Source organism: Azorhizobium doebereinerae UFLA1-100 (genome assembly GCF_000473085.1).
Lineage (GTDB): Bacteria > Pseudomonadota > Alphaproteobacteria > Rhizobiales > Xanthobacteraceae > Azorhizobium > Azorhizobium doebereinerae.
Genome location: NZ_AXBA01000004.1, coordinates 219,380 through 240,526, shown reverse-complemented (window position 1 = coordinate 240,526; position 21,147 = coordinate 219,380). Strand labels below are relative to the sequence as shown.

Annotated in this window: 21 protein-coding genes and 1 pseudogene; 10 read left to right on the top strand and 12 right to left on the bottom strand. The window is 69.7% G+C overall.

The annotated features are described in order from the left end of the window. Positions 1–138 precede the first annotated feature (138 nt). From xoxF5 to YU1_RS0106250, 5 genes are all read left to right on the top strand, one after another. Positions 139–1,938 carry a lanthanide-dependent methanol dehydrogenase XoxF5 gene (gene xoxF5, locus YU1_RS0106270; protein ID WP_035714054.1) on the top strand — a complete coding sequence of 600 codons (1,800 nt, stop codon included), beginning with the start codon at positions 139–141 and terminating at the stop codon, positions 1,936–1,938. A gap of 225 nt (positions 1,939–2,163) precedes the next feature. After that, positions 2,164–2,658, top strand: coding sequence for a c-type cytochrome, methanol metabolism-related (locus tag YU1_RS0106265; RefSeq protein WP_425339136.1), 495 nt, complete (start codon positions 2,164–2,166; stop codon positions 2,656–2,658). Next, entirely contained in the window at positions 2,630–3,592 is a 963-nt protein-coding gene (locus YU1_RS0106260; RefSeq protein WP_029003338.1) for a quinoprotein dehydrogenase-associated putative ABC transporter substrate-binding protein, read from the top strand. Before YU1_RS0106265 ends, YU1_RS0106260 begins: the two co-directional genes overlap by 29 nt. Continuing rightward, the gene (locus YU1_RS0106255) at positions 3,589–4,188 is read left to right on the top strand and encodes a PQQ-dependent catabolism-associated CXXCW motif protein (RefSeq protein WP_084539696.1); all 600 of its coding nucleotides are present in this window, start codon (positions 3,589–3,591) and stop codon (positions 4,186–4,188) included. The genes YU1_RS0106260 and YU1_RS0106255 overlap by 4 nt, the downstream gene beginning before the upstream one ends. Positions 4,189–4,311: 123 nt before the next feature. Then, positions 4,312–5,154 carry a quinoprotein dehydrogenase-associated SoxYZ-like carrier gene (locus tag YU1_RS0106250; protein WP_029003336.1) on the top strand — a complete coding sequence of 281 codons (843 nt, stop codon included), beginning with the start codon at positions 4,312–4,314 and terminating at the stop codon, positions 5,152–5,154. Positions 5,155–5,190: 36 nt separating this feature from the next. Here YU1_RS0106250 and YU1_RS0106245 read toward each other — a convergent pair whose 3' ends face one another. The 10 genes and pseudogenes from YU1_RS0106245 to YU1_RS28230 all read right to left on the bottom strand — a co-directional run bounded on the left by YU1_RS0106245 (position 5,191) and on the right by YU1_RS28230 (position 13,246). Next, complete coding sequence (locus tag YU1_RS0106245; protein ID WP_029003335.1) at positions 5,191–5,547, bottom strand: hypothetical protein; 357 nt, start codon at positions 5,545–5,547, stop codon at positions 5,191–5,193. Between the two features lie 40 nt (positions 5,548–5,587). Then, positions 5,588–6,256, bottom strand: a complete 669-nt coding sequence (locus YU1_RS0106240; RefSeq protein ID WP_029003334.1) for a hypothetical protein — start codon at positions 6,254–6,256, stop codon at positions 5,588–5,590. After that, positions 6,253–7,413, bottom strand: coding sequence for a pyrroloquinoline quinone biosynthesis protein PqqE (gene pqqE, locus YU1_RS0106235; protein WP_029003333.1), 1,161 nt, complete (start codon positions 7,411–7,413; stop codon positions 6,253–6,255). The genes YU1_RS0106240 and pqqE overlap by 4 nt, the downstream gene beginning before the upstream one ends. After that, a pseudogene (gene pqqC, locus YU1_RS0106225) lies at positions 7,410–8,461 on the bottom strand (pyrroloquinoline-quinone synthase PqqC). The gene pqqE and the pseudogene pqqC overlap by 4 nt, the downstream one beginning before the upstream one ends. After that, complete coding sequence (pqqB, locus tag YU1_RS0106220; RefSeq protein WP_029003330.1) at positions 8,458–9,372, bottom strand: pyrroloquinoline quinone biosynthesis protein PqqB; 915 nt, start codon at positions 9,370–9,372, stop codon at positions 8,458–8,460. The pseudogene pqqC and the gene pqqB overlap by 4 nt, the downstream one beginning before the upstream one ends. A 44-nt stretch (positions 9,373–9,416) precedes the next feature. Further along, positions 9,417–9,494, bottom strand: coding sequence for a pyrroloquinoline quinone precursor peptide PqqA (gene pqqA, locus YU1_RS32560; RefSeq protein WP_084539700.1), 78 nt, complete (start codon positions 9,492–9,494; stop codon positions 9,417–9,419). Between the two features lie 224 nt (positions 9,495–9,718). Further along, the gene (locus YU1_RS0106215; RefSeq protein ID WP_029003329.1) at positions 9,719–10,420 is read right to left on the bottom strand and encodes a response regulator transcription factor; all 702 of its coding nucleotides are present in this window, start codon (positions 10,418–10,420) and stop codon (positions 9,719–9,721) included. 18 nt (positions 10,421–10,438) lie between these two features. Next, entirely contained in the window at positions 10,439–12,067 is a 1,629-nt protein-coding gene (locus tag YU1_RS0106210) for a sensor histidine kinase (protein ID WP_029003328.1), read from the bottom strand. A gap of 106 nt (positions 12,068–12,173) precedes the next feature. After that, complete coding sequence (locus YU1_RS0106205; protein ID WP_029003327.1) at positions 12,174–12,380, bottom strand: hypothetical protein; 207 nt, start codon at positions 12,378–12,380, stop codon at positions 12,174–12,176. Positions 12,381–12,643: 263 nt separating this feature from the next. Then, positions 12,644–13,246 (bottom strand): DUF3280 domain-containing protein, encoded by a 603-nt coding sequence (locus YU1_RS28230; RefSeq protein WP_051356554.1) that lies wholly within the window; start codon positions 13,244–13,246, stop codon positions 12,644–12,646. A gap of 154 nt (positions 13,247–13,400) precedes the next feature. On the opposite strand from YU1_RS28230, the gene YU1_RS0106195 reads away from it, so the two are divergent. The 5 genes from YU1_RS0106195 to YU1_RS0106175 all read left to right on the top strand — a co-directional run bounded on the left by YU1_RS0106195 (position 13,401) and on the right by YU1_RS0106175 (position 18,000). Next, positions 13,401–14,621: an ABC transporter substrate-binding protein gene (locus YU1_RS0106195; RefSeq protein ID WP_029003326.1), complete on the top strand. Its 1,221-nt coding sequence runs from the start codon at positions 13,401–13,403 to the stop codon at positions 14,619–14,621. Positions 14,622–14,761: 140 nt separating this feature from the next. Continuing rightward, a complete protein-coding gene (locus YU1_RS0106190; protein WP_245263245.1) occupies positions 14,762–15,769 on the top strand; it encodes a YVTN family beta-propeller repeat protein in 1,008 nt (335 codons plus the stop codon). A 34-nt stretch (positions 15,770–15,803) separates the two neighbouring features. Further along, the gene (locus YU1_RS0106185; RefSeq protein WP_029003324.1) at positions 15,804–16,553 is read left to right on the top strand and encodes an ABC transporter ATP-binding protein; all 750 of its coding nucleotides are present in this window, start codon (positions 15,804–15,806) and stop codon (positions 16,551–16,553) included. Continuing rightward, positions 16,550–17,389, top strand: coding sequence for an ABC transporter permease (locus YU1_RS0106180; protein ID WP_029003323.1), 840 nt, complete (start codon positions 16,550–16,552; stop codon positions 17,387–17,389). The genes YU1_RS0106185 and YU1_RS0106180 overlap by 4 nt, the downstream gene beginning before the upstream one ends. Further along, positions 17,386–18,000 (top strand): hypothetical protein, encoded by a 615-nt coding sequence (locus YU1_RS0106175; protein WP_029003322.1) that lies wholly within the window; start codon positions 17,386–17,388, stop codon positions 17,998–18,000. Before YU1_RS0106180 ends, YU1_RS0106175 begins: the two co-directional genes overlap by 4 nt. A 226-nt stretch (positions 18,001–18,226) precedes the next feature. Here YU1_RS0106175 and YU1_RS0106170 read toward each other — a convergent pair whose 3' ends face one another. Next, positions 18,227–19,483 (bottom strand): NAD(P)/FAD-dependent oxidoreductase, encoded by a 1,257-nt coding sequence (locus YU1_RS0106170; RefSeq protein ID WP_029003321.1) that lies wholly within the window; start codon positions 19,481–19,483, stop codon positions 18,227–18,229. 65 nt (positions 19,484–19,548) lie between these two features. Next, positions 19,549–21,045: an amidase gene (locus YU1_RS0106165; protein WP_029003320.1), complete on the bottom strand. Its 1,497-nt coding sequence runs from the start codon at positions 21,043–21,045 to the stop codon at positions 19,549–19,551. Positions 21,046–21,147: the final 102 nt, after the last annotated feature.

Here is a 21,147-nt window from a genome sequence, read left to right as displayed (position 1 = left end):
GTCCCCCACGACGCGCGGTCCCAGTCGAGTTGGCCAGAGGACTTCGTTCCGAAGCCATGACAATCCCCAAGGCAAAAAAGAACTCGCAGGCGCTGCAATTGCTTCGGTCAGCGCTGTCGAGCATTGGAGGACGCCCGGATGCGCAAGTTTACCGCCGCGGTTATTGCATTAGCGTGTAGCTGGACGCTTAGCGCCAGCGCGAACGACAGTGTGCTCAAGCTGACACAAGACCCCAACCAATGGGCGCTCCAGACCGGCGACTACGCCAACACGCGCTTCTCGAAGCTGAAGCAGATCAACAGCGAGAACGTGGGCAAGCTGCAGGTCGCCTGGAGCTTCTCCACCGGCGTGCTGCGCGGCCATGAGGGCTCGCCGCTGGTGGTCGGCGAGACGATGTATGTGCATACGCCCTTCCCGAACATCGTCTATGCCCTCGACCTCAACAACGAAGGCAGGATCCTCTGGAAGTACGAGCCGAAGCAGGACCCGAACGTCATTCCCGTGATGTGCTGCGACACGGTCAACCGCGGCCTTGCCTATGCGGACGGAAAGATCTTCCTGCATCAGGCCGACACCACCCTGGTGGCGCTCGATTCCAAGACCGGCAAGGTCCTCTGGTCGGTGGTCAACGGCGATCCGAAGAAGGGCGAGACCAACACCGCCACCGTCCTGCCGGTGAAGGACAAGGTGATCGTCGGCATCTCCGGCGGCGAGTTCGGCGTGCATTGCCACGTCACCGCCTACGACATGAACACCGGCAAGCAGGTCTGGCGCGCCTATTCCATGGGCCCGGACAAGGACATGCTGATGGATCCGGAGAAGACCACCGAGCTCGGCAAGCCGGTCGGGGTCGATTCGAGCCTGAAGACCTGGCAGGGCGACCAGTGGAAGATCGGCGGCGGCTGCACCTGGGGCTGGTATGCCTACGACCCGCAGCTCGACACCTTCTATTACGGCACCGGCAACCCCTCCACCTGGAACCCCAAGCAGCGCCCCGGCGACAACAAGTGGTCGCTCTCCATCTTCGCCCGCGATCCGAACACCGGCGTGGCGAAGTGGGTCTATCAGATGACGCCCCATGACGAATGGGACTATGACGGCGTCAACGAGATGATCCTCAGCGACCAGCAGATCGGCGGCCAGATGCGCCCCACCCTGGTGCATTTCGACCGCAACGGCTTCGGCTACACGCTCGACCGCAAGACCGGCGAACTGCTGGTGGCCGAGAAGTTCGACCCCGCGGTGAACTGGGCCACCAAGGTGGACATGGACAAGAACAGCAAGACCTACGGTCGCCCGCTGGTCGTGGCCAAATATTCCACCGAGCATAATGGCGAGGACGTCAACACGTCCGGCGTCTGCCCGGCGGCCCTCGGCACCAAGGACCAGCAGCCCGCCGCCTACTCGCCCGAGACCGGCCTGTTCTACGTGCCCACCAACCACGTGTGCATGGATTACGAGCCCTTCAAGGTGAGCTACACCCCCGGCCAGCCCTATGTGGGCGCCACCCTGTCCATGTATCCCGCCCCCAACAGCCACGGCGGCATGGGCAATTTCGTGGCCTGGGACGCCAAGGCCGGCAAGATCGTCTGGTCCCTCCCCGAGCAGTTCTCGGTGTGGTCCGGCGCGCTCGCCACCTCCGGCGGCGTGGTCTTCTACGGCACGCTGGAAGGCTATCTGAAGGCTGTGGACGCCAAGACCGGCAAGCTGCTCTACAAGTTCAAGACCCCGTCGGGCATCATCGGCAACGTGATGACCTACACCCACAAGGGCAAGCAGTACGTGGCGGTCCTCTCGGGCGTCGGCGGCTGGGCGGGCATCGGCCTCGCAGCCGGCCTCACCGACCCGAACGCCGGCCTCGGCGCCGTCGGCGGCTACGCCGCCCTGAGCAGCTACACCGCCCTGGGCGGCCAGTTGACGGTGTTCACGCTGCCCTAGGCCACGGCGTCCCACCACCATCACCACAGAGCACGGGCTGGCGCGATCATGTCGCGCCAGCCCTTCATCTGGTGAGGTGCAAGCCCGGGAGCCGGAACCGTTTTGACCACCATCGGCTGGACAGCGTTTCGACGGGCTCGCACCCCATCTCCCATCTCGCCCTTCGGGAGAGCGCGCGTGCTGTCATTCCTCAATCGAAAAGCGGCTATTTTCACCTTCGCCGCCATTGCAACGTTGCAGATCGCAGATCTCGGCCCCGCCAACCGGGCCTTCGCCGCCGACGATCCCAAGGCGGTCAAGGACGAGGACGGCAAATATTTCGACGCCAAGGGAAATCCGACCTACAGCATCAAGCCGGACGGAACCGTCGACTGGTTCACCTATTCCGGCTACCGGCGCTATCATTCCGAATGCCACGTGTGCCACGGGCCGGACGGCATGGGCTCCACCTATGCGCCGGCCCTGCTCGATTCGCTGAAGCATCTCGATTACGAGAAATTCCAGGCCATCGTCATCGAGGGCCGGCAGAACGTGGGCAATGGCAACGAAAAAGTCATGCCCAGCCTCGGCCTGAACAAGAACGTCATGTGTTATCTTGACGACATCTACGTCTATCTCCGCGCCCGCTCCGACGACGCGCTCGGTCGCGTGCGCCCCGGCAAGCGCGAGAACAAGAGCCAGGCGACGATCGATGCGGAAAAGGCCTGCCTTGGAGAATGATCCGCGCCCGCGGGCCGAGGCCCATCGGCGCCGGTCGGCAGGACGGCGGATTGCCGCCGTCCTTGCCGCCCTGCCCGCCGCGGTGCTCCTGCTCGCCCCCGCCGGCGGGCGGGCGCAGCAGATCCCCAATTCGGTCGCCGACGACAGCCTGCGGGTCTGCGCCGACCCGGCCAACATGCCGTTCTCCGACCGCAAGGAAGCCGGTTTCGAGAATCGCATCGCCGAGATCGTGGCGGACGAGCTGAAAGTGCCGGTCCGCTATTACTGGATGCCGCAGGGACCGGGGTTCGTGCGCAACAGCCTGTCCATGCGCCTGTGCGACGTGGTGATCGGCTATGCCGCTGGCGCCGACCCGGTGCTGCACACCAATCCCTATTACACCTCGGTCTATGTGCTGGTGGTGAAGTCCGACGGCCCCCTCGCCCCCGTGGACAGCCTCGCCGATCCGCGCCTGAAGGGGCGCAAGCTCGGCGTCGTGGCCGCGACGCCGCCGGCCGACCACCTGCTCGCCGCCGGCCTGCTCGCCGATGCGAAGACCTATTCGCTGCTCGTGGACCGCCGGTTCGAATCCCCCGGCGAGGCGATGATCGCCGACCTGAAGGGCGGCGTCATCGACGGCGCCCTGCTCTGGGGGCCCACGGGCGGCTATTTCGCCAAGCAGGCGGGTCCGGGCCTCAAGGCCATCCCGCTGGTCAAGGATACGGAGCGGCCGGACCTGTCCTATCGCATCACCGCCGGCGTACGCCCCACCGACCATGACTGGAAGCAGACGCTCAACCTGATCCTCCGCAAACGCCAGGCGGACATCGACAAGGTCCTGCTGGAGTATGGCGTGCCGCTGCTGGACGACGAGAACCAGGTCATCACCGCCGTCGCCCCGCCGCAGCCCGGCCCAGCCCAGCCCGGTCAGCCCCGGCCCGGCAGAACGCCATGACCGCGCGCGGCGCACGCGCCTTCGCCCGTCCGCGCCTTTGGCGCGCCTTGGGCTGGGCGATAGTATTCGCCGCCGTGCCCGCCCTGGCCCAACCCGGCCCCGGAGGCGACGGGGCAGCCCTGCCGCCCGAGGAGCCGGCCGGCTATCGGCTCGACGCCTACCGCGCGCCCACCCCAGCCACGCTGGCGGGCGCCCGGGTCCTGTCCACGCCGCAGGCGGAGACGCTGTGGCGGGATCACGCCGCCGTCTTCATCGACGTGCTGCCGCGCCCGCCCCGTCCCGCCAACCTGCCGGCGGGCACATTGTGGCGCGATGCGCCGCACGCCAGCATTCCCGGCAGCCTCTGGCTGCCGAACACCGGATTCGGCGCATTGGCGCCGGAGACCGAGGATTATCTGAAAAGCGGGCTCGCGGCCGCGACCGGCGGTGATCGGATGCGCCCGCTGGTGCTATTCTGCCAGCGTCAATGCTGGATGTCGTGGAATGCGGCCAAGCGCGCCCTGAGCTATGGCTATGGCAACGTGTCCTGGTATCCGGAGGGCACCGATGGCTGGAGCGCCGCCGGCCTGCCCCTGGAAACCGCCGAGCCGCGCTAGCTCCGCGCCGGATCCGCACCCGAGCTTGGTCCGTGCCGGAGCTTAGCCCGTGCCTGAGCTTGGCCCGAATGCCACCGAGGAACCCGGACGCTGACGCCGCGTCTGGTGAACAGGAGGTCGCCCATGGTTGCGCAGGCTCTCTCCCATCCGCTCTCGCGGCGCGAGGTGATCGCCGCGCTCACGATTGCGGTCCTCGCGCCCGTCTGCGGCGGCCCTCTTCCGGCGTCGGCCGCCGAGCCGGCCGCCGGCGCATCTCCCGCCGCGCCGCCCGAAACCACCTGGGCCGGCATCCGCGGCGACATCTTCGGCGAACGAGCCATCGGCGAGGCCGGCGACGTGGTGGCGATGGAGGCGCCGGCCCGGGCGGAGGACGCCGCCATGGTGCCGCTCGCCTTGCGCCTTGCCGCGCCCGAGGGCACCACGCTCAAAGCCCTGACCCTGGTGATCGACGAGAACCCCTCCCCGGTCGCCGGCACCTTTACCTTCGGCCCGGGACGCACGGCCTTCATGCTGTCCACCCGGGTGCGGGTGAATTCCTATTCCTTCGTCCGCGCCGTGGCGGAGACCAGCGACGGCCGCCTGTTCATGGCGAAGGCGTTCGTGAAGGCCAGCGGCGGCTGCTCGGCCCCGGCCACCAAGGACCCGGCGGAGGCTGCCTCGCACGCCGGCGAGATCCGTTTCCGCAGCTTCGCCGGCACTGGCCAGCGGGAAGCCCAGGTGCAGATCCGCCACCCCAATTATTCCGGCCTGCAGATGGATCAGGTCACGCGCCTCTACACGCCCGCCTGGTTCGTTCGCGAGGCGCGCGTCAGCCAGGACGGCCGGCCCATCTTCGCCATGGAGGGCGGCATCTCCATCAGCGAGGACCCCACCTTCCGCTTCAGCTTCGAGGCGGCCGGCACGCCGGTGGAGGTGGAGGCACAGGACACGGAGGGCAAGACGTTCACCGCCACCTTCGCCCCGTGAGGCCGGAGCCGAAACGGAAGAGCCGGGCGCGCCCGGCTATTTGAAGCAGCGGACCTCCGCTTCGGCCTGGGCGCGGCGCAGGTCGGCGATCACGTCGTCATACATCGGCGTGTTGCGGAACAGCGATGCCGCCTGCCCGACGCCCTGGCGCATGGAGAGGATGGTTTCCGCCTCCACATAGCGGTCATAGGGCAGGATCGAGGCGAGCGTATCCACCGAGCAGGCGCAGCGCTCCATGGCCTCCCGTGTCTGGCCGTTCGCCGCCATGCAGCCGACCGCATAGTCGAGGCGCGCGGTGGTGGGATAATCATTGGCTGGCGCATCAGCCGCCCCTGCCGCCACGGGTGCCAGCGCCAGCGCGAGCAGGCAGAGCCCGCGGCGCCACCGACCCATCCCCCGGCACCGCACGGCGGGAACGCCCCGCGACGGGATTTCAGCCCTTTGGATCATAAGCGAGCGTCTCCTCCCACAAGGGCGTGCCGGCCGGTCCCGGCGCCTCGACCGCGATGGCGGCGATGGCACCGGGCACCTGCGGCGATACGGTGAAGGTGTAGGTCAGGCCCTCCAGCCCGCGCATGCGCTCGGCATTGGGATCACCCACGAACGGCCGGACGCGGATCTGCCAGCCCGGCACGTCGCTTCCATGCAGCGGCACGGTGGCGGGGCGCACCTCGGCGCGATCGCGCAGGGCGGCGCGGATGGCGTTCTTGAAGTAGCGCGCATTGCCGCTCAGCCGTGCCGAGAGGTCCCGGATGTGGTTCTCCAGGAACAGGATCATCACCGGATTGCCCGTCACCCCTTCGAACGGCCCTGCCGCGCGATGACGCTCCCCGGTGAAGAAATTCACCTGCACCGTGCGCTCCGTCTCCGGATGCCCGGCCTCCGGCGCGGCCACCGTCAGGATGATGCGGTCCGCGAAGGCGGGGCCGAACGCCTCGGCATCCTGCGCTTTGCGCCGGTAATCATAGGTCAGCGTGGTGCCGGCCGGCGCCGCCGCGAATTGCGGCGCCTCGAACAGGAGATCCGCCGCCTTCGGCGGCTCCTGCGCCTGCGCCGGTGCCGCCAGGGCGGCCAGGATCAAGGTGAGCCGCAGCAGCTTCACAGGGCACCTCCGGGGCCGGCGGCCGCTCCGCCGCCCATGGCGCGGTACTGATAGGAGGGCGCCTCCGCCGCGGCCTCGCCGGCCGCGCGATCCTCCATGCGTCCATGGAAGGGCGACAGGGTGCAGGCGGGATCGGTGGCCGCCGCATCGCCCAGCAGGGCCATGGCCTGGCAGCGGCAGCCGCCGAAATCCATTTCCTTGCGGGCGCAGCTCCGGCACGGCTCCTGCATCCAGTCGGTGCCGCGGAAGGCGTTGAACGCCGGGCCCTGGCGCCAGATGTCGCCCAGCGCGTGATCGCGCACGTTCCAGAATTCAAGGCCGGGAATGCTCTCCGCCGCGTGGCAGGGCAGCACCTTGCCGGTGGGCGTCACATTGAGCGTGCGCCGGCCCCAGCCGCCGGTGCAGGCCTTGGGGAAGCGCGCATAATAATCGGGAATGACAAGGTCGATGACCAGCACGCCTTCGAGCCGCTGCCGCGCCGCCTCGACAATGGCAAGGGAACGTTCCACCTCCGCCCGCGTCGGCATCAGCGCGGCGCGGTTCACGAAGGCCCAGCCGTAATATTGGGTATGGGCGATCTCCAGCCGCTTCGCCTTCAGCGCGACGGCGAGATCGATCATGTCCGCCACCTCGTCGATATTGCCGCGATGGATCACCGCGTTCACCGTGAGGGGAAGCCCGAGCTCCACAACGCGGCGGGCAAAGGCGAGCTTCTTGTCATGCCCGCCCGCATAGCCGCCGATGCGGTCCGCCGTCTGCGCATGGGCGCCTTGCAGCGACAGTTGCACATGGTCCAGCCCGGCATCGGACAAGGCGTCCAGCATGGCGTCGGCGCGGCCGATGCCGGAGGTGATGAGGTTGGTATAAAGGCCCACCCGCGCGCAATGGGCGGTCAGGTCCACGAGATCCGCCCGCGCCGTGGGCTCGCCGCCGGACAGATGCACATGCAGCACGCCGATGGCCGCCGCCTCGCTCAGCACCCGCATCCAGGTGGCGGTGTCGAGCTCGCTCTCGCGCCGGTCCAGCTCCAGCGGATTGGAGCAATAGGGACAGCGCAGCGGACAGCGATGGGTGAGTTCCGCCAGCAGGCCGATGGGGGGCGCGGGCTCCGGCCGTGCGGGGACGGCCGGCGTGGCGCGGGGGCTGAGGTCGTTCATCGCTCGATCACCCGTTTGGCGGCGAGGTCGCCGAGCATGGCCTGCACGTCGGCGCACACCACGTCGCGCGGCGCCTCGAACCGCGCGGCAAGCACGTCGGCAATGGCCGCGACGCTGGTGTGGCCGTCCACCAGCTCCAGTATGGCCGCCGCGATCTCGTCGATGTCGAAGGCGCGCTCGGGCGCCAGAAGGACATGGCGGCTGCGCACCTCATCATAGCGCACCTTCACCCCCCGCGGCAGGCGCGGCACGTCCTCGGCGGCGAGAGCGCTCAAGCCGCGCGCTCCGCGCCGGGCGTCCAGGCGCCGGGCGGCGGCAGGCACGGCACCACATAGGCGTGGTGGAGCGCGTCCAGCTGCGCCCACAGCACGTCGCACTTGAAGGTGAGCGCGGCGATCACCGCCTGCTGCACCTCGACCGTGGTGGCGGCGCGCTTCACGTAATCCAGCGCGAAATCGGCATCGCGCGGGGCCTGGGTCAGGCGTTTCTCGAAATAGGCCAAGGTTTCTTTGGAGATGAAGTCGTAATTGGCGAGCATGCCCGCCACCCGCTCGGAGATGATGTTGGGGCTGAACATCTCGGTGAGCGAGGAGGCGACGGCTTCCACCAGGGGACGGTCGCGGACGAAATGCACATAGGCATCCACCGCGAAGCGCGTCGCCGGCAGAATGCCATGGCCCTGCACCACATAGTCCCGCGGCAGGCCCAGCCCCTCGGTGAGCTTGAGCCAGCGGGCGATGCCGCCGTCCCCCTCCTGCTCGCCGTCATGATCGACGATGCGCTGGCGCCAGACCCGGCGCACGGCGGGATCGTCCATGCGGGCGAGGATGGTGGCGTCCTTCACCGGGATCATGGCCTGATAGTAATAGCGGTTCAGCGCCCAGGCCCGCACCTGGTCGGCCGACAGCTTGCCGTCGTGCAGCAGGCGATGGAAGGGATGGAGATTGTGGTAGCGCCGCGCGCCCACGTCGCGCAGGGCCGCTTCCAGCTGGTCGGGAGACAGAGGCGCGGGCGTGCCGGCCAGGGGCAGGTTCGGAGCAAGGGTCACAGGTCGAACTCCATCGCATCGCTGGCGATCTGCCAGCCCGCTTCTTCCACCTGCCCCCGCTCGGGCGAGCCGGCGATCAGGGCGGGATTGGTATTGTTGATGTGGATGAAGACCTTCCGGGCGACGGGAAGGTCCGCGAGCACCTCGAGTGTTCCTCCCGGCCCGGACATGGGCATGTGGCCCATGCGCCGGCCCGTCTTGCCGCCGGTGCCCGAGCGGATCATCTCGTCGTCGCGGAACAGCGTCCCATCGAACAGCAGCAGATCGGCGCCCCGCAGGCGCGCCAGGACGCCTTCATGGGCCTCCGCGCAGCCCGGCACATAGACCATGCGCCGCCCGTTGCCAGACAGCACGGCCCCGACTGTCGCGCCGCTCTCCGTTCCGACCGCGACATCGCCCTCTTCCAGCCAAAGAGGCACCTTGCCGGGAACGGCGAACAGTTCCACCTCCAGACCGGGGAGAATCTCGCGCGGCACATCCAGGTCCAAAGCAACCCGCGGCACCAGATCTTGCGACACCACGTCGAAAATCCGGTTACCGCCGATCACATCCAGGGTTTCCCGCGTGCCATAGATGGAAAAGGGCTGGCTTTCCCGCAGGTTGAGAAGCCCGGCGACATGGTCGACGTCGCCATTGGTGATCAGCACGCTGGCGATCGGCGAGTGGCGCAGCCCCCCGCCCGACGGCTCCTCGCGCGGATGCAGCGCAGGCACCACCGCGAGCTGGGCGCGCAGATCCGGAGACGCGTTCAGCAGCAGCCACTGCCGCCCGTCTACACTGACGGCGAGGCTCGATTGCGTGCGCCAGGACACGCGAGGGTCCCGCGCCCAGGCCAGACGACAGACCGGGCAGCGGCAGTTCCACTGGGGAACGCCGCCACCCGCAGCCGAGCCGAGAACGACTACGCGCATGATGGCATGACCCGCGCCGCTCCCGAACCCCGCACGGCCTGAGGTCAGAAGTCGGCGGGCATGTAGGCCGTGACTTCCATACCGACGCAGACTTCCTTCACGATCGGAGTATGCCAGCGCATGAGTGCCTCCTAAGAGTTCATGATTTTCATAAGAAAATCATAAGAAACAAGCTGCAAATATTTGCACCTTGCAGCCTTCATGAATATCGGCGAGGCGCTTGCCGATTTCAATAGAAACATCTCTCCCATTGCCGTGAAATTCACTCAGCATATTCTCAAGTTATGTTGCATCGCACATTTTGTTTGCTGCAACACGACAGAAATCGGGCACGGGTCATGTCCGCTCAATGCGTGCTGGAGACGGTCGCCAGTTCCAGCATGAACCCGCGCCCGCGCACGGTCACCACCGCCGGCCCGCCGGCGCGCGTGATCTCGGCCAGCTTCGTGCGCAGATAGCCCACATAGACGTCCACCACGTTCAGCGACATCCCGCCCTGGCTGGCCCACAGCCGGTCGAAAATGTCGCCGCGCGACACCGGGCGGTTGAGAAAGCCCACCAGCAGCGCCAGGAGTTCCGCCTCGCGCTGCGTCAGCCGCACATGCAGTTCGCCGAAATGCACCTGGCGGGTATCGAGGTCCAGCAGCAGGCGGCCGGCGGAGAGCCGCGCCCGGTCATGGCCCATGCCATAGCGATGCATCAGATGGGCCCGCAGCCGGGCCACCAGCTCGTCGAACTGGAACGGCTTGACGATGTAGTCGTCCGCGCCGGCGGAGAGGCCCTCGGCGCGGTCCCGCACCTCGTCCTTGGCGCTGAGGAAGAGGATGGGCCCGGCGTGGCCGGCATCGCGCAGCGAGCGGCAGACATCGATGCCCGACCCATCCGGCAGCATCATGTCGAGCAGCACGGCGCAGGGATTGTAATCCTTGGCGGTGTGCAGCGCGGCGTCGGCCCGCCCGACCACCGTGACTTCAAAGCCCTCCGCCCTGAGCCCACGGCTCAGCATGGCGCCGATATCGAGATCGTCCTCAACGACGAGGATGTTCATTGGCGTTTCCTTACCCTGTCACCGGGGCGTCGCGGCGGCGGGTCGAGCCCGGTCCTCGGCGGCGTCCGGCACCTCGCGGGGCAGCGTCACGATCACCCGTGCGCCGACCTCCTGTTGATCCATTGATCCTAGCGTGATCCGGCCGCCGTGTCGCGTCACCACCCATTCGGCCAGGGCAAGGCCAAGCCCGAATCCGGGCGCTTTGCCGGGTCCGTCGGCGGCCGCGCCCCGGCGAAACCGTTGAAACAGCGTCGGCCTCAGCTCGGGCGCAATGCCGCACCCATTGTCGGCGACGATGAGGCGCACGGCGTCCTCCCCGGTCTCCTGGATGACCGAGATGGCCGTGGCGCCGGTGGCGTGGCGCAGGGCGTTCTCGATCAGCCCCTCCACCACCTGCCGCAGCCATTCGCGGTCGCCCTGCACCGCCGCCGCCGGATCGTCCACCGCCACGGTCAGGGCGATCCCCTGGCGGCGGGCCAGCGTGTCCAGGGTGGAACAGGCGTCGCGCAGGATTGGCTCCACCGCCACGCGGCGCAGATCCAGCTCGATTTCGCCGCTCTCGGAGCGGGCGAGGCGCAGCAGGTCCTCCACGCGGCGGTGCAGCAGCTGGGCGCGCTTGCGGATGGTGGTCAGCGCCGCCCGCGACAGTGCCTCGGGAATGTGCGGCGCGCGCTGGGTCACGTCGCATTCGCCGATGATGACGGTCAGAGGCGTGCGCAATTCATGGCTGACGTCGGCGAAGAAGCGGCGGCGCGAATGGTCGATGGCCGCCAGCCGGTCATTGGCCGCCGTCAGGTCCGCCGTACGCTGCGCGACGATGCCCTCCAGCGTGGCGCGGTCATGGGCCACCCGGCGCTCGCGCGCGGCGAGGCGCGCGGCCATGCGGTTGAACCGCGCCATGATCAGGCCGAGTTCGTCGCGCGGGCCGATGTCGAGGCGGATGTCCAGCGTGCCGCGCCCGATGGCGCGGGCGGCGTGCTCGATGTCGGCGAAGCGCAGCAGCAGCGGCCGCGCCAGCGCCCGGTAGAGCACCACCGCCGCCACCAACGCCAGCAGGGACGCCGCGACCGCGCCGATCCGCAGTTGGCGGGACAGACGCTCCACCGCCGCGCGGGCGCTGACGACGCTGCGCCGCTCGCTCTCCACCATCAGCGAGACCACCGGCCCGGCGGCGGCGGCGAAGCTGTTGAGGGCGCCGCGGACCGTGTCGGCGCGGCCGGCGGCGTCCCGCCCCGGCGCATCCCCGGTGATCTGGCGGTCCAGGGAGAAAAATTCGGCCCGCAGCCGGGACAGCGGCCGCAGCCGCGCGGCCATCTCGGTCTGGCTGACGACGCCGCTTTCCTGCCGCGCCGCCTCAGCCAGCGCCGCCTCCATGGCCGCCAGCGCAGCTTCCGCCCGGCCGCGCGCCGCCTGCAGGTGGCCGGCGACGCCGGGCTCGCCGTTCCCGCCGGACACGGCGGCAAGGCCATAGTCGGTCAGGCGGGCCGAGACTTCCATCAGCAGGTCGAGACGCCGCTGGGCGTCCAGCGCGCGCTCCAGCGCCCGCTCGCCCACGCCGATGGCGAACAGCACGCCCATGGCGGCGAGCACCGCCAGCAGCGCCGCCGTGCCGCTGAGCGCGGCCAGCTTCATCCTGATGGAACCCATGGCGGCCCTCCCACCCTCCCGTGCGTTGCGGAAGCGGCGGACAGACCCTCTCATGTCGCCGTCCGGACCGGAAGACGCCGGCCCCGTCCGGTTCGCGCCGGCCTGATCAGATGTCGCGCGGCAGGCGGCTGGCCGGCACGCATTTCCAGCGGCCCACATGCCATTGGGGATGGCCTTCCGCCCATTCCGCGATGGCCGCCTGGGACCGCATGATGCAGGCCATGGGCAAGGCCTCCTCCGCGCTCCAGTTGATGCGCTCTTCCTTGCAGGTTCCGGGCGCGCCGATCAGGCACACATAGAGCAAGATATACATCGGGGGCTTCTTTCCGCGTGCGAGTCCTGCCCCGCCTGAGCTTGCCCCCCTGGAGGAAGTACGGACGCGGGGACCGTACAGATCGCCCCGCCTGTGGCTTCGCTTCATTCGGCGTCTGTGGAGTGCGCCGGTTTTTCTCAAAGCAAAGATCACGCCATCTTGCAGCCAGCGCGCGGGACCCGCCCGGAGCATTGCCGATACACCGCCCGATCGCGCGATGACAGAATGCGCGCGCCCTCACCTGCCTATCCCGGCGGCGCGGCTCAGGGCGCTGCCCGCAAGGGAGGCAGATCCGCGGCCAGGATGCGGTTCTTCACCAGATAGCGCACCGCGCGCAGCCAGTCCTCGTCGGTATTGCCCCGCGTATCGACCACCCCGGCCCGGATCCGCCGGTCGCCATGCGCCACGTCGGTGACCTGCAAGGTGAAGGACAGGATGAGGTTGGAGGTCTTGCGGATCACCCCGCTGATGCTGACCTGCGCGCCCAGCGCACGGGCGAGGTCCGCCTCGCAGCCGTTGCATTTGAACAGCGGCGCCTGCTTGGCGATGTCCTGCGCCATCGGCGAGAGGTCGATCGCGACGAGATCGCCCGAGGCGGCCAGGAGGCGCGCCAGTTCCGCATTGGCCAGCTTGAGGCGCTCCGCCTCGCCGGAGCGTCCGCCGCCCTCGGCGCTGTCGTCGCTGAACTCGAAGCCGAACACCGCCACCTTCAGCGGCGCGGCTGGGACTGGCGTGACGGGTGCCGGCGTGGCCTGCGCTGGCGCGGCGGGCGCACTTTGCCCGCCCTCCTGCGCCAGCGACCAGGCCGACGGCAGAAAGATCAGGCAAATGATGCCAAGGCACAGCCGTGCGATAAGAGCGTTCATGTCAAATCTTTCACAGGCGAGCGTCCCACATTCACGAAAGGATCGGCAAGCGTATTTTTTCTTAGATTGCTCTTAGATCAATACTGTTGCCGCCTCGATCCCCGGAGGCCAGTATTTGCGCCACGGGCCGGGCAACGACCTTTCCGAGGATTTGATGCGGCGTATCACCCGAGTGCTGGCGGTTGGAGCGGTCCTGGCGGCCATGGGCTCGCTCGGCGTCACCACCGGCGCGGCGCAGGCCCCGGCGGCCGCGCCGCCGCCCCCGCTCGCCATCCACATCGGCCTGCTGACCCGCGCCGTGGAGCCGCCGCCGCTCTATGACCTGAAGGCCCCGCCGGACGACGAGGGGCTGGCCGGCGCCCGGCTGGCCATCAAGGACAACGTCACCACCGGCGCCTTCATCGGCCAGGACTTCGCGCTGGACGAGGCCGTGCTGCAGAGCGACGAGGACCCGGTGGCCGCCGCTTTGGCCCTGGCCAAGGGGGGCGCCGGCTTCATCGCCGTCAACCTGCCCGCTGCCGATCTGCTGAAGGTGGCGGACGCGCTGAAGCCGTCCGGGACGGTGGTGTTCAACATCGGTGCCACCGACGATGCGCTGCGCGGTGCCGACTGCCGGGCCAACCTGTTCCACGTCGCCCCCAGCCGGGCCATGCTGGCCGACGCGCTGGTGCAATATCTCGCCACGCGCAAATGGACCCGCCTGTTCCTGGTCACCGGCCCGGCGGCGGAGGACGCGCTCTATGCCGCTGCCCTGAAGCACGCGGCGGCGAAGTTCGGCGTCAAGGTGGTGGCGGAGAAGCCCTGGACCTTCGGCCCGCTGGCCCGCCAGCGCGGCGATACGCCGACCCAAGCCGATGCCCTCGTCTTCACCCGCGGCACCGAATATGACGTGCTGGTGGTGGCCGACGAGGCTGGCGACTTCGGCGACTACATCCCCTATCACACCGAGCAGCCCAAGCTGGTGGCGGGCACCCAGGCGCTGGTCGCCGCCACCTGGCACCCGGCGCAGGACGCCTGGGGCTCGGCGCAGTTGCAGAGCCGCTTCCTGCGCCTCGCCTCGCGCACCATGACCCAGGTGGACTACCAGGCCTGGCTGGCGGTGCGGCTGGTGGGCGAGGCGGCCACCCGCCTGAAGAGCGCGGACGCCGCCCGCTATGCGGCGCTGTTCCGCGGCCCGGATTTCAGCATCGCCGCCTTCAAGGGCGTTCCCGTAAGCTTCCGGGCCTGGGACCAGCAGTTGCGCCAGCCGCTGCTGATCGCCCAGCCGAGCGCCATCGTCTCGGTCTCGCCGCAGGACGGCTACCTGCACCGCGCCACGGTGCTGGACACGCTGGGCACCGACGCGCCCGAGACCGCCTGCAAAATGGCGCCGTGACAAGGCCGCCATAACCCATGGCGCCCTGCCCGGCGGCACGTTCCGCCGAGCGGAGGCCGCCCTCCAGCGACAAGGAAAAGGCGCCGAAGCGCCGGGATTGGGAGGATCAGATGTCCGCCGCACGCAAGGCCGAACTTCGCTTGCCCCGCCGCCTGCCCCCGCGGCTCGCGGGCGTATCGCTCGCGCTCGGCGCCCTTCTCCCCGGCCTCGTCCTGGCCCTGGCGGCGGGCGAGGCGTCGGCCTTCAGCGTCTATGTCTCCAACGAGCGGGGCAATTCCGTCAGCGTCATCGATTCCAACACGCTGGAGGTCACCTCCACGGTGAAGGTGGGCCGGCGCCCGCGCGGCATCACGGTCAGCCCGGACGGCAAGTCGGTCTATATCTGCGTCAGCGACGACCATGCGGTGGCGGTGCTCGACCCGGTGACGCTCAAGGTGCTGCGCAAGCTGAAATCCGGGCCGGACCCGGAACTGTTCGTGCTCAACCCGTCGGGCAACCCGCTCTACGTGGCCAATGAGGACGACAACCAGGTCACGGTGCTCGACATCGAGAAGAACCGCGTCATCGCCCAGGTGCCGGTGGGCGTCGAGCCGGAAGGCATGGGCATCAGCCCCGACGGCAAGGTGCTGGCCGCCACCTCCGAGACCACCAACATGGTCCACCTCATCGATACCGCCACCTACAAGGTGATGAACAACGTGCTGGTGGACGCCCGGCCGCGCTTCGCCGAATTCACCGCCGACGGCAAGAAGCTGTTCGTCTCCGCCGAGGTGGGCGGCACCGTGACGGTGATCGACCCGCAGACCCGGGCGATCCTGAAGAAGATCACCTTCGCCATCCCCGGCGTCGCCAAGGAGGCGATCCAGCCGGTGGGGGTGCGCATCACCAAGGACGGCAAGCGCGCCTTCGTGGCGCTCGGCCCCGCCAACCGCGTGGCGGTGGTGAATGCGGAGACCTACGAGGTGGAGAAGTACCTCCTGGTCGGCCAGCGCGTCTGGCAGCTCGCCTTCACCCCGGACGAGGCCCTGCTGTTCACCACCAACGGCAATTCCAACGACGTCTCGGTCATCGACGTGCCCAGCCTCAAGGTGGTGAAGTCCATCAAGGTGGGGGGGGCGCCCTGGGGGGTGGTGGTGGCGCCGCAGTGAGGCCCCTGCCCGCCCGGCCCATGGAGCCCCGCCCGTGACCGGCACGCCCCTCGCCCTGGACATCCGCCGCCTGGACCACAGCTTCGGCAAGCGCCGGGTGCTCGCCGGCATCGACCTGGCGGTGGAGCAGGGCCGCTTTGCCGCCTTGCTCGGCCCCAACGGGGCCGGCAAGACCACGCTGTTCTCCATCGCCACCCGGCTCTATGCCAACCGCTCCGGCGCGGTGAAGATCCTTGGGCATGACCTGTCCGCCCGGCCCCGGCACGCGCTGGCGGAGTTGGGGGTGGTGTTCCAGGCCCGCACCCTAGATCTCGACCTCTCGGTGCGCCAGAACCTGATCTATCACGCCGCTTTGCACGGCCTCGCCGGGCGGGCGGTGGCCGCGCGCATCGCCCATCTGCTGGCCCGGGTGGGCCTGGGGGAGCGGCAGGACGAGCCGGTGCGGGTGCTCTCCGGCGGGCAGGCGCGGCGGGTGGAGATCGCCCGCGCCCTGGTCCACCGGCCCCGCCTGCTGCTGCTGGACGAGCCCACCGTGGGGCTCGACCTTGCCGCGCGCACCGCCATCCGGGCGATCGTGCGCGACCTGGTGGCGGACGAGCAGGTGGCGGTGCTGTGGGCGACGCACCTGTTCGACGAGGTGGCGCCGGGCGACCCGGTCCATGTGCTGCACCACGGGCGGATGATCGCCGAGGGCACCGCCGCCGCCATCGCCGCCCCGTTCGGCGGCGACCTGGAGCAGGCGTTCCGCGCCCTCACCGAGACCGGCGCGGAGGAGGTGGCGTGAGCGGTGCCGGGCGTCCCATCGGCCTTGCCGGCTACGCCGTCTGCTTCGGCGGCATCCTGTGGCGCGAGATGCTGCGCTTCCTGCGGCAGAAGGGGCGCTTTCTCTCGGCGCTGGTGCGGCCGCTGATCTGGCTGTTCATCTTCGCCGCCGGCTTCCGCAGCGTGCTCGGGGTCTCGATCATCCCGCCCTACCAGACCTATGTGCTCTACGAAGTCTATGTCACGCCTGGGCTGGCGGTGATGATCCTGCTGTTCAATGGCATGCAATCCTCCCTCTCCATGGTCTATGACCGCGAGGTGGGCTCCATGCGGGTGCTGCTCACCAGCCCGTTCCCGCGCGGTTCGCTGCTGTTCGCCAAGCTCGCCGCCGGGGTCGCTGTGGGGGTGGTGCAGACCTATGTGTTCCTGGCCATCGCCCGGCTGTGGGAGGTGGAGATGCCGCTCGCCGGCTACCTGCTGGCGCTGCCCGCCTTGATGCTGTCGGGCCTGATGCTGGGGGCGCTCGGCCTGGTCTTCTCCTCGCTGATGCGGCAGCTGGAAAACTTCGCCAGCGTGATGAATTTCGTCATCTTTCCCATGTTCTTCGCCTCCTCCGCCCTCTACCCGCTGTGGCGGGTGCGGGAGGGCAGCGAGACGCTCTACTGGGTCTGCCTCGCCAACCCCTTCACCTATGCCGTCGAGCTGGTGCGCAACGCGCTCTACGGCGTGGTCGAGCCGGTGTCCGCTTTGGTGGTGGCCGGCTGCGCCGCCGCCTTCTTCACCCTCGCCGTCTGGGCCTATGATCCCGGCCGCGGCATCCTGGGGCGGCGGGGCGCCCCCAAGGGAGATACCCCATGATCCTCCAGGCCCGCGTCCTTCTTCTCCTGCTGCTGGCGACGGTGCCGGCGGCGGCCCAGCCCAAGCCGCCGCCGGGCGGGCAGGCCTGGCCCTGCGTCCAGCCCAAGACCCCGAAACTCAGCCTCGGCGCGGTCTGGAGCGGGCCGGACCTCGGCGCGCCCAATGCCTGGACGCAGGACCTGGACGCCGCCGAGCTGGCCCAGAAGCTGGCCTCCCGGCGCACCCCCATGGACCAGGTGGACGGGCTGCTGGACGCCTTCGCCGCCCAGGCGGGCGCCGCCGCCAAGACCCGCCTTCCCCTTGTCTTCGCAGGGGTTTTCGACGTGATCGACGCCGAGCGGGCGAAGATCGTGGCCGGCATCGAGCGCTATGCGCTGGGCCAGCAGAAACTCGCCAACCGGCTGCGGGACGAAGGCGAGAAACTGACCCTGGCCAAGGATTCCCCGGCCGCCGCCGAGACTCCCCAGAGCAAGGAATTGCAGGAGCATCTGGCCTGGGACACCCGCATCTTCGAGGAGCGGGCGCGCTCGCTCACTTATGTCTGCGAGGTGCCGGTGCTGCTGGAGCAGCGGGTGTTCGAGATCGGCCGGCGCATCCAGGCCAGACTATAATACCACCCGAAAGGCAGCCGGACATTCGCATGGCACGCAATGCGAATGGACGGCGCTCCGGCCCGGTGCCGGACGGTCTTCGACGCGCAATTCCCCACTCCGGACACCGTGTCTTGCGACACGTCCCGGGCGTCTCTTGGAACGTCTCCAGCGACATGCCGGCGGCGCGTTCGACACGCAATTCCCCACTTGCGACACCCTGTCTTGCGACACCCGCCGCCCCCGCTCACGCGGCGGCGCGGGCCGCGCCGCACCAGCGCTCCGGGCGGAAGGGCGCGGGGTCCACATAGGGCCGCTCGCCGGCCATCATCTGCGCCAGCAGCAGGCCGGTGGCCGGGCCGAGGGTGAAGCCCTGGTGGCCGTGGCCGAAGTCGAGCCACAGGCCGGGATGGCGGGGCGCCCGCCCCACCAGCGGCAGCATGTCCGGCATGCAGGGCCGCACCCCGGTCCAGGGCTCCGCCTCCACCCCGGCGCCGAAGTCCAGCAGCCCGCGCGCGGCCGCCTCGGCGCGGGTGAGCTGCACCGGGGTCAACGGCGCGTCCGGGGCGGTCAGCTCGGCCCCGGTGGTGATGCGCAGGCCATCGGCCATGGGGGCCATGACATAGCCGTTGTCGGCATCCATCAGCGGCAGGTCGAGCGCCGCGCCGGCATAATGGCGGTGGTAGCCGCGCTTGCGCACCATGGGGACGGCGTAGCCGAAGCGGCGCAGCAGCTCGGGCGACCACGGCCCCAGCGCCACCACCGCGTGCTCGGCCTCCACCGGCCCGTCCGCCGTCTCCACGCGCCAGCCGCCGGCTGCCGCCGGGGTGAGGCTGTCCGCCGCGCCGTGCACGAACCGCCCGCCCTCGCGGGCCAGCAAATCGGCATAGGCCGCCATCAGCGCGCCGGGATTGCTCACGGTCCAGGGCGCGAGCCAGTGGATGGCCCCGGCACCGGCATCCTTGAGCGCCGGCTCAGCAACAGCCAGCGCGCGCGGGTCGAGCGCCTTGAACGGCACGCCATAGGTGGCGCGCACCCGCTCCGCCTCGGCGATGGCCTGCGCCATGTCGGCCGCCCCCCGGTGGAACACCCGGTAGCCCTCGCGCCGCACCAGCCCGGCGGCATTGGTGCCGCGCATCAGCTCCTCGTGGGTGGCGATGGCGTTGGAGATCAGGCTGGCATAGCCCTGCGCGAGCACCCGGTGCCGGGCCGGGGCGGAGTTCCACCAGTAGCGCAGCAGCGCCGGGGCGTGGCGGGGGAGCGAGGCCCAATGGAAATGCACGTCGTTGCTGCGCCCGGTGGCGATGGCCAGCAGCGAGGCCAGGTCGCGCGGCATGGCGAAGGGCTCCGCCGCCTCGCTCTGGATAATGCCGGCATTGCCGTAGCTGGTGGCGCGGCCGGGCTCCAGCCGGTCCACCACCACCACATCCCACTGCCGGCGGCGCAGGTGCAGCGCGGCGCAGACGCCGGCCATGCCCGCGCCGAGAACGATGGCGGAACGCATCCTCGTGTCTCCTGACCCCTGGCGCGCCCGGCGCCGGGCGTCGCATGTCCCTGTCCGTGGCGGCGCTATTCCCAGGTCATGAAGCCGGGGGTTTCGCGGATCGGCCGGGCGGCGGCGAGCGCAGCGAGGTCCGGCACCGGGCGGGCGAGCGCGGCATCGCCGGCGCAGGCGGTCTCCAGCGCCTGCGCCACCGCGAGCGTCAGCGCGTCGCCGCCGCGCGGGCCGATGATCTGGAGGCCGAACGGCATGCCCGCCTCGTCCACGCCCAGCGGCAGGCTGATGGCCGGGTGGCCGACCAGCGTCGCCGCATAGGCGAGCGCCAGCCAGTGGAAATAGGAGCGCGTGGGCACGCCGTCGATCTCGGCCGGGTGCGGCTCGGCCCAGGGGCGCGGGCTCAGCGTGATGGTCGGGCTCACCAGCACGTCGTGGTTGGCGAAGAAGGCCTGGTAGGCGCGGTAGATACGGGTCTGGGTGGCGGCGGCGGCGGCATAGTCGGCCAGCGCATAGCCCAGGCCCTCCTCCACGTTCGCCCGCACGTTGGGGCCGAGCATCTCCGGCCGCTCGCGATAGTTCGCCCCGTGCGCGGTCAGGAAGACGGAGGCGCGCAGCACCGCGAAGGCATCGTCCGCCCCGGTGCAGTCCGGGCTCGCCTCGGCGGCGGCGGCGAACAGCGGCGCGATCGCCGCCACGCGGGCGCGGAACACCCGCCGGATATGCTGCTCGGTGGGGGCGAAGCCGAAATCCTCGGTGAAGGCGAGGCGCAGGGTCTTCAGCTCCACATGCGGCAGGCTGGCCCAGCGCTCCGGCCGCCCGCGCACCGGCTCGCCCGGCAGGGTATAGGCCAAAGGATCGCGCGCATCGTCGCTGGCCATCACCGAGAGCATCAGCGCGGTGTCGGCCACCGTGCGGGCCATGGGACCGTCGGTGGGCAGGCAGGTCCAGCCGTGGCCGCGCTTCTCGCTGGCGACGAGGCCGTAGGAGGGGCGCATGCCGACGATGCCGCAGAAGCCGGCCGGGTTGCGCAGGCTGCCGCCGGTGTCCGAGCCGGTGGCGAGCGGGGCCATGCCGCAGGCCAGCGCCGCCGCCGAGCCGCCGGAGGAGCCGGCGGCGGACTTCATGGGATCGAACGGATTGCCGGTGGCGCCATAGACCGGGTTGCGGGTATTGGCGCCGGCCGCCCATTCCGGCGTGTTGGTCTTGCCGAGGATGACGGCGCCGGCCGCCCGCAGCCGGGCGACGCAGCCGGCATCCGCCGCCGGCACGTGGTCGGCGAAGATGGGGCTGCCGTAGGTGGTGCGCATGCCGCCGACGTCGTGGGTGTCCTTCACCGCCAGCGGCAGACCGTGCAGCGGGCCGAGGTCCTCGCCGCGCATCACCGCCGCCTCGGCCGCCCTGGCCGCCGCCCGCGCGCCGTCCTCATCGACCACCACCATGGCGTTGACGGCGGGGTCCACCGCCGCGATGCGGGCGAGGCAGGCGTCGAGCACCTCCACGGGCGAGACGGACTTGGCGGCGATCCGCTGGCGCAGATCGACGGCGGTGAGATCACAAAGGGCGGTCATGGACAGGCTCGGCCGGGGAAGGTGTTCGGATCATAGGAATATTTGCAAAATCGGCAAAGGATGCATTGCTTCATATGCAGGCATCCGGCGATCAAAGTTTGC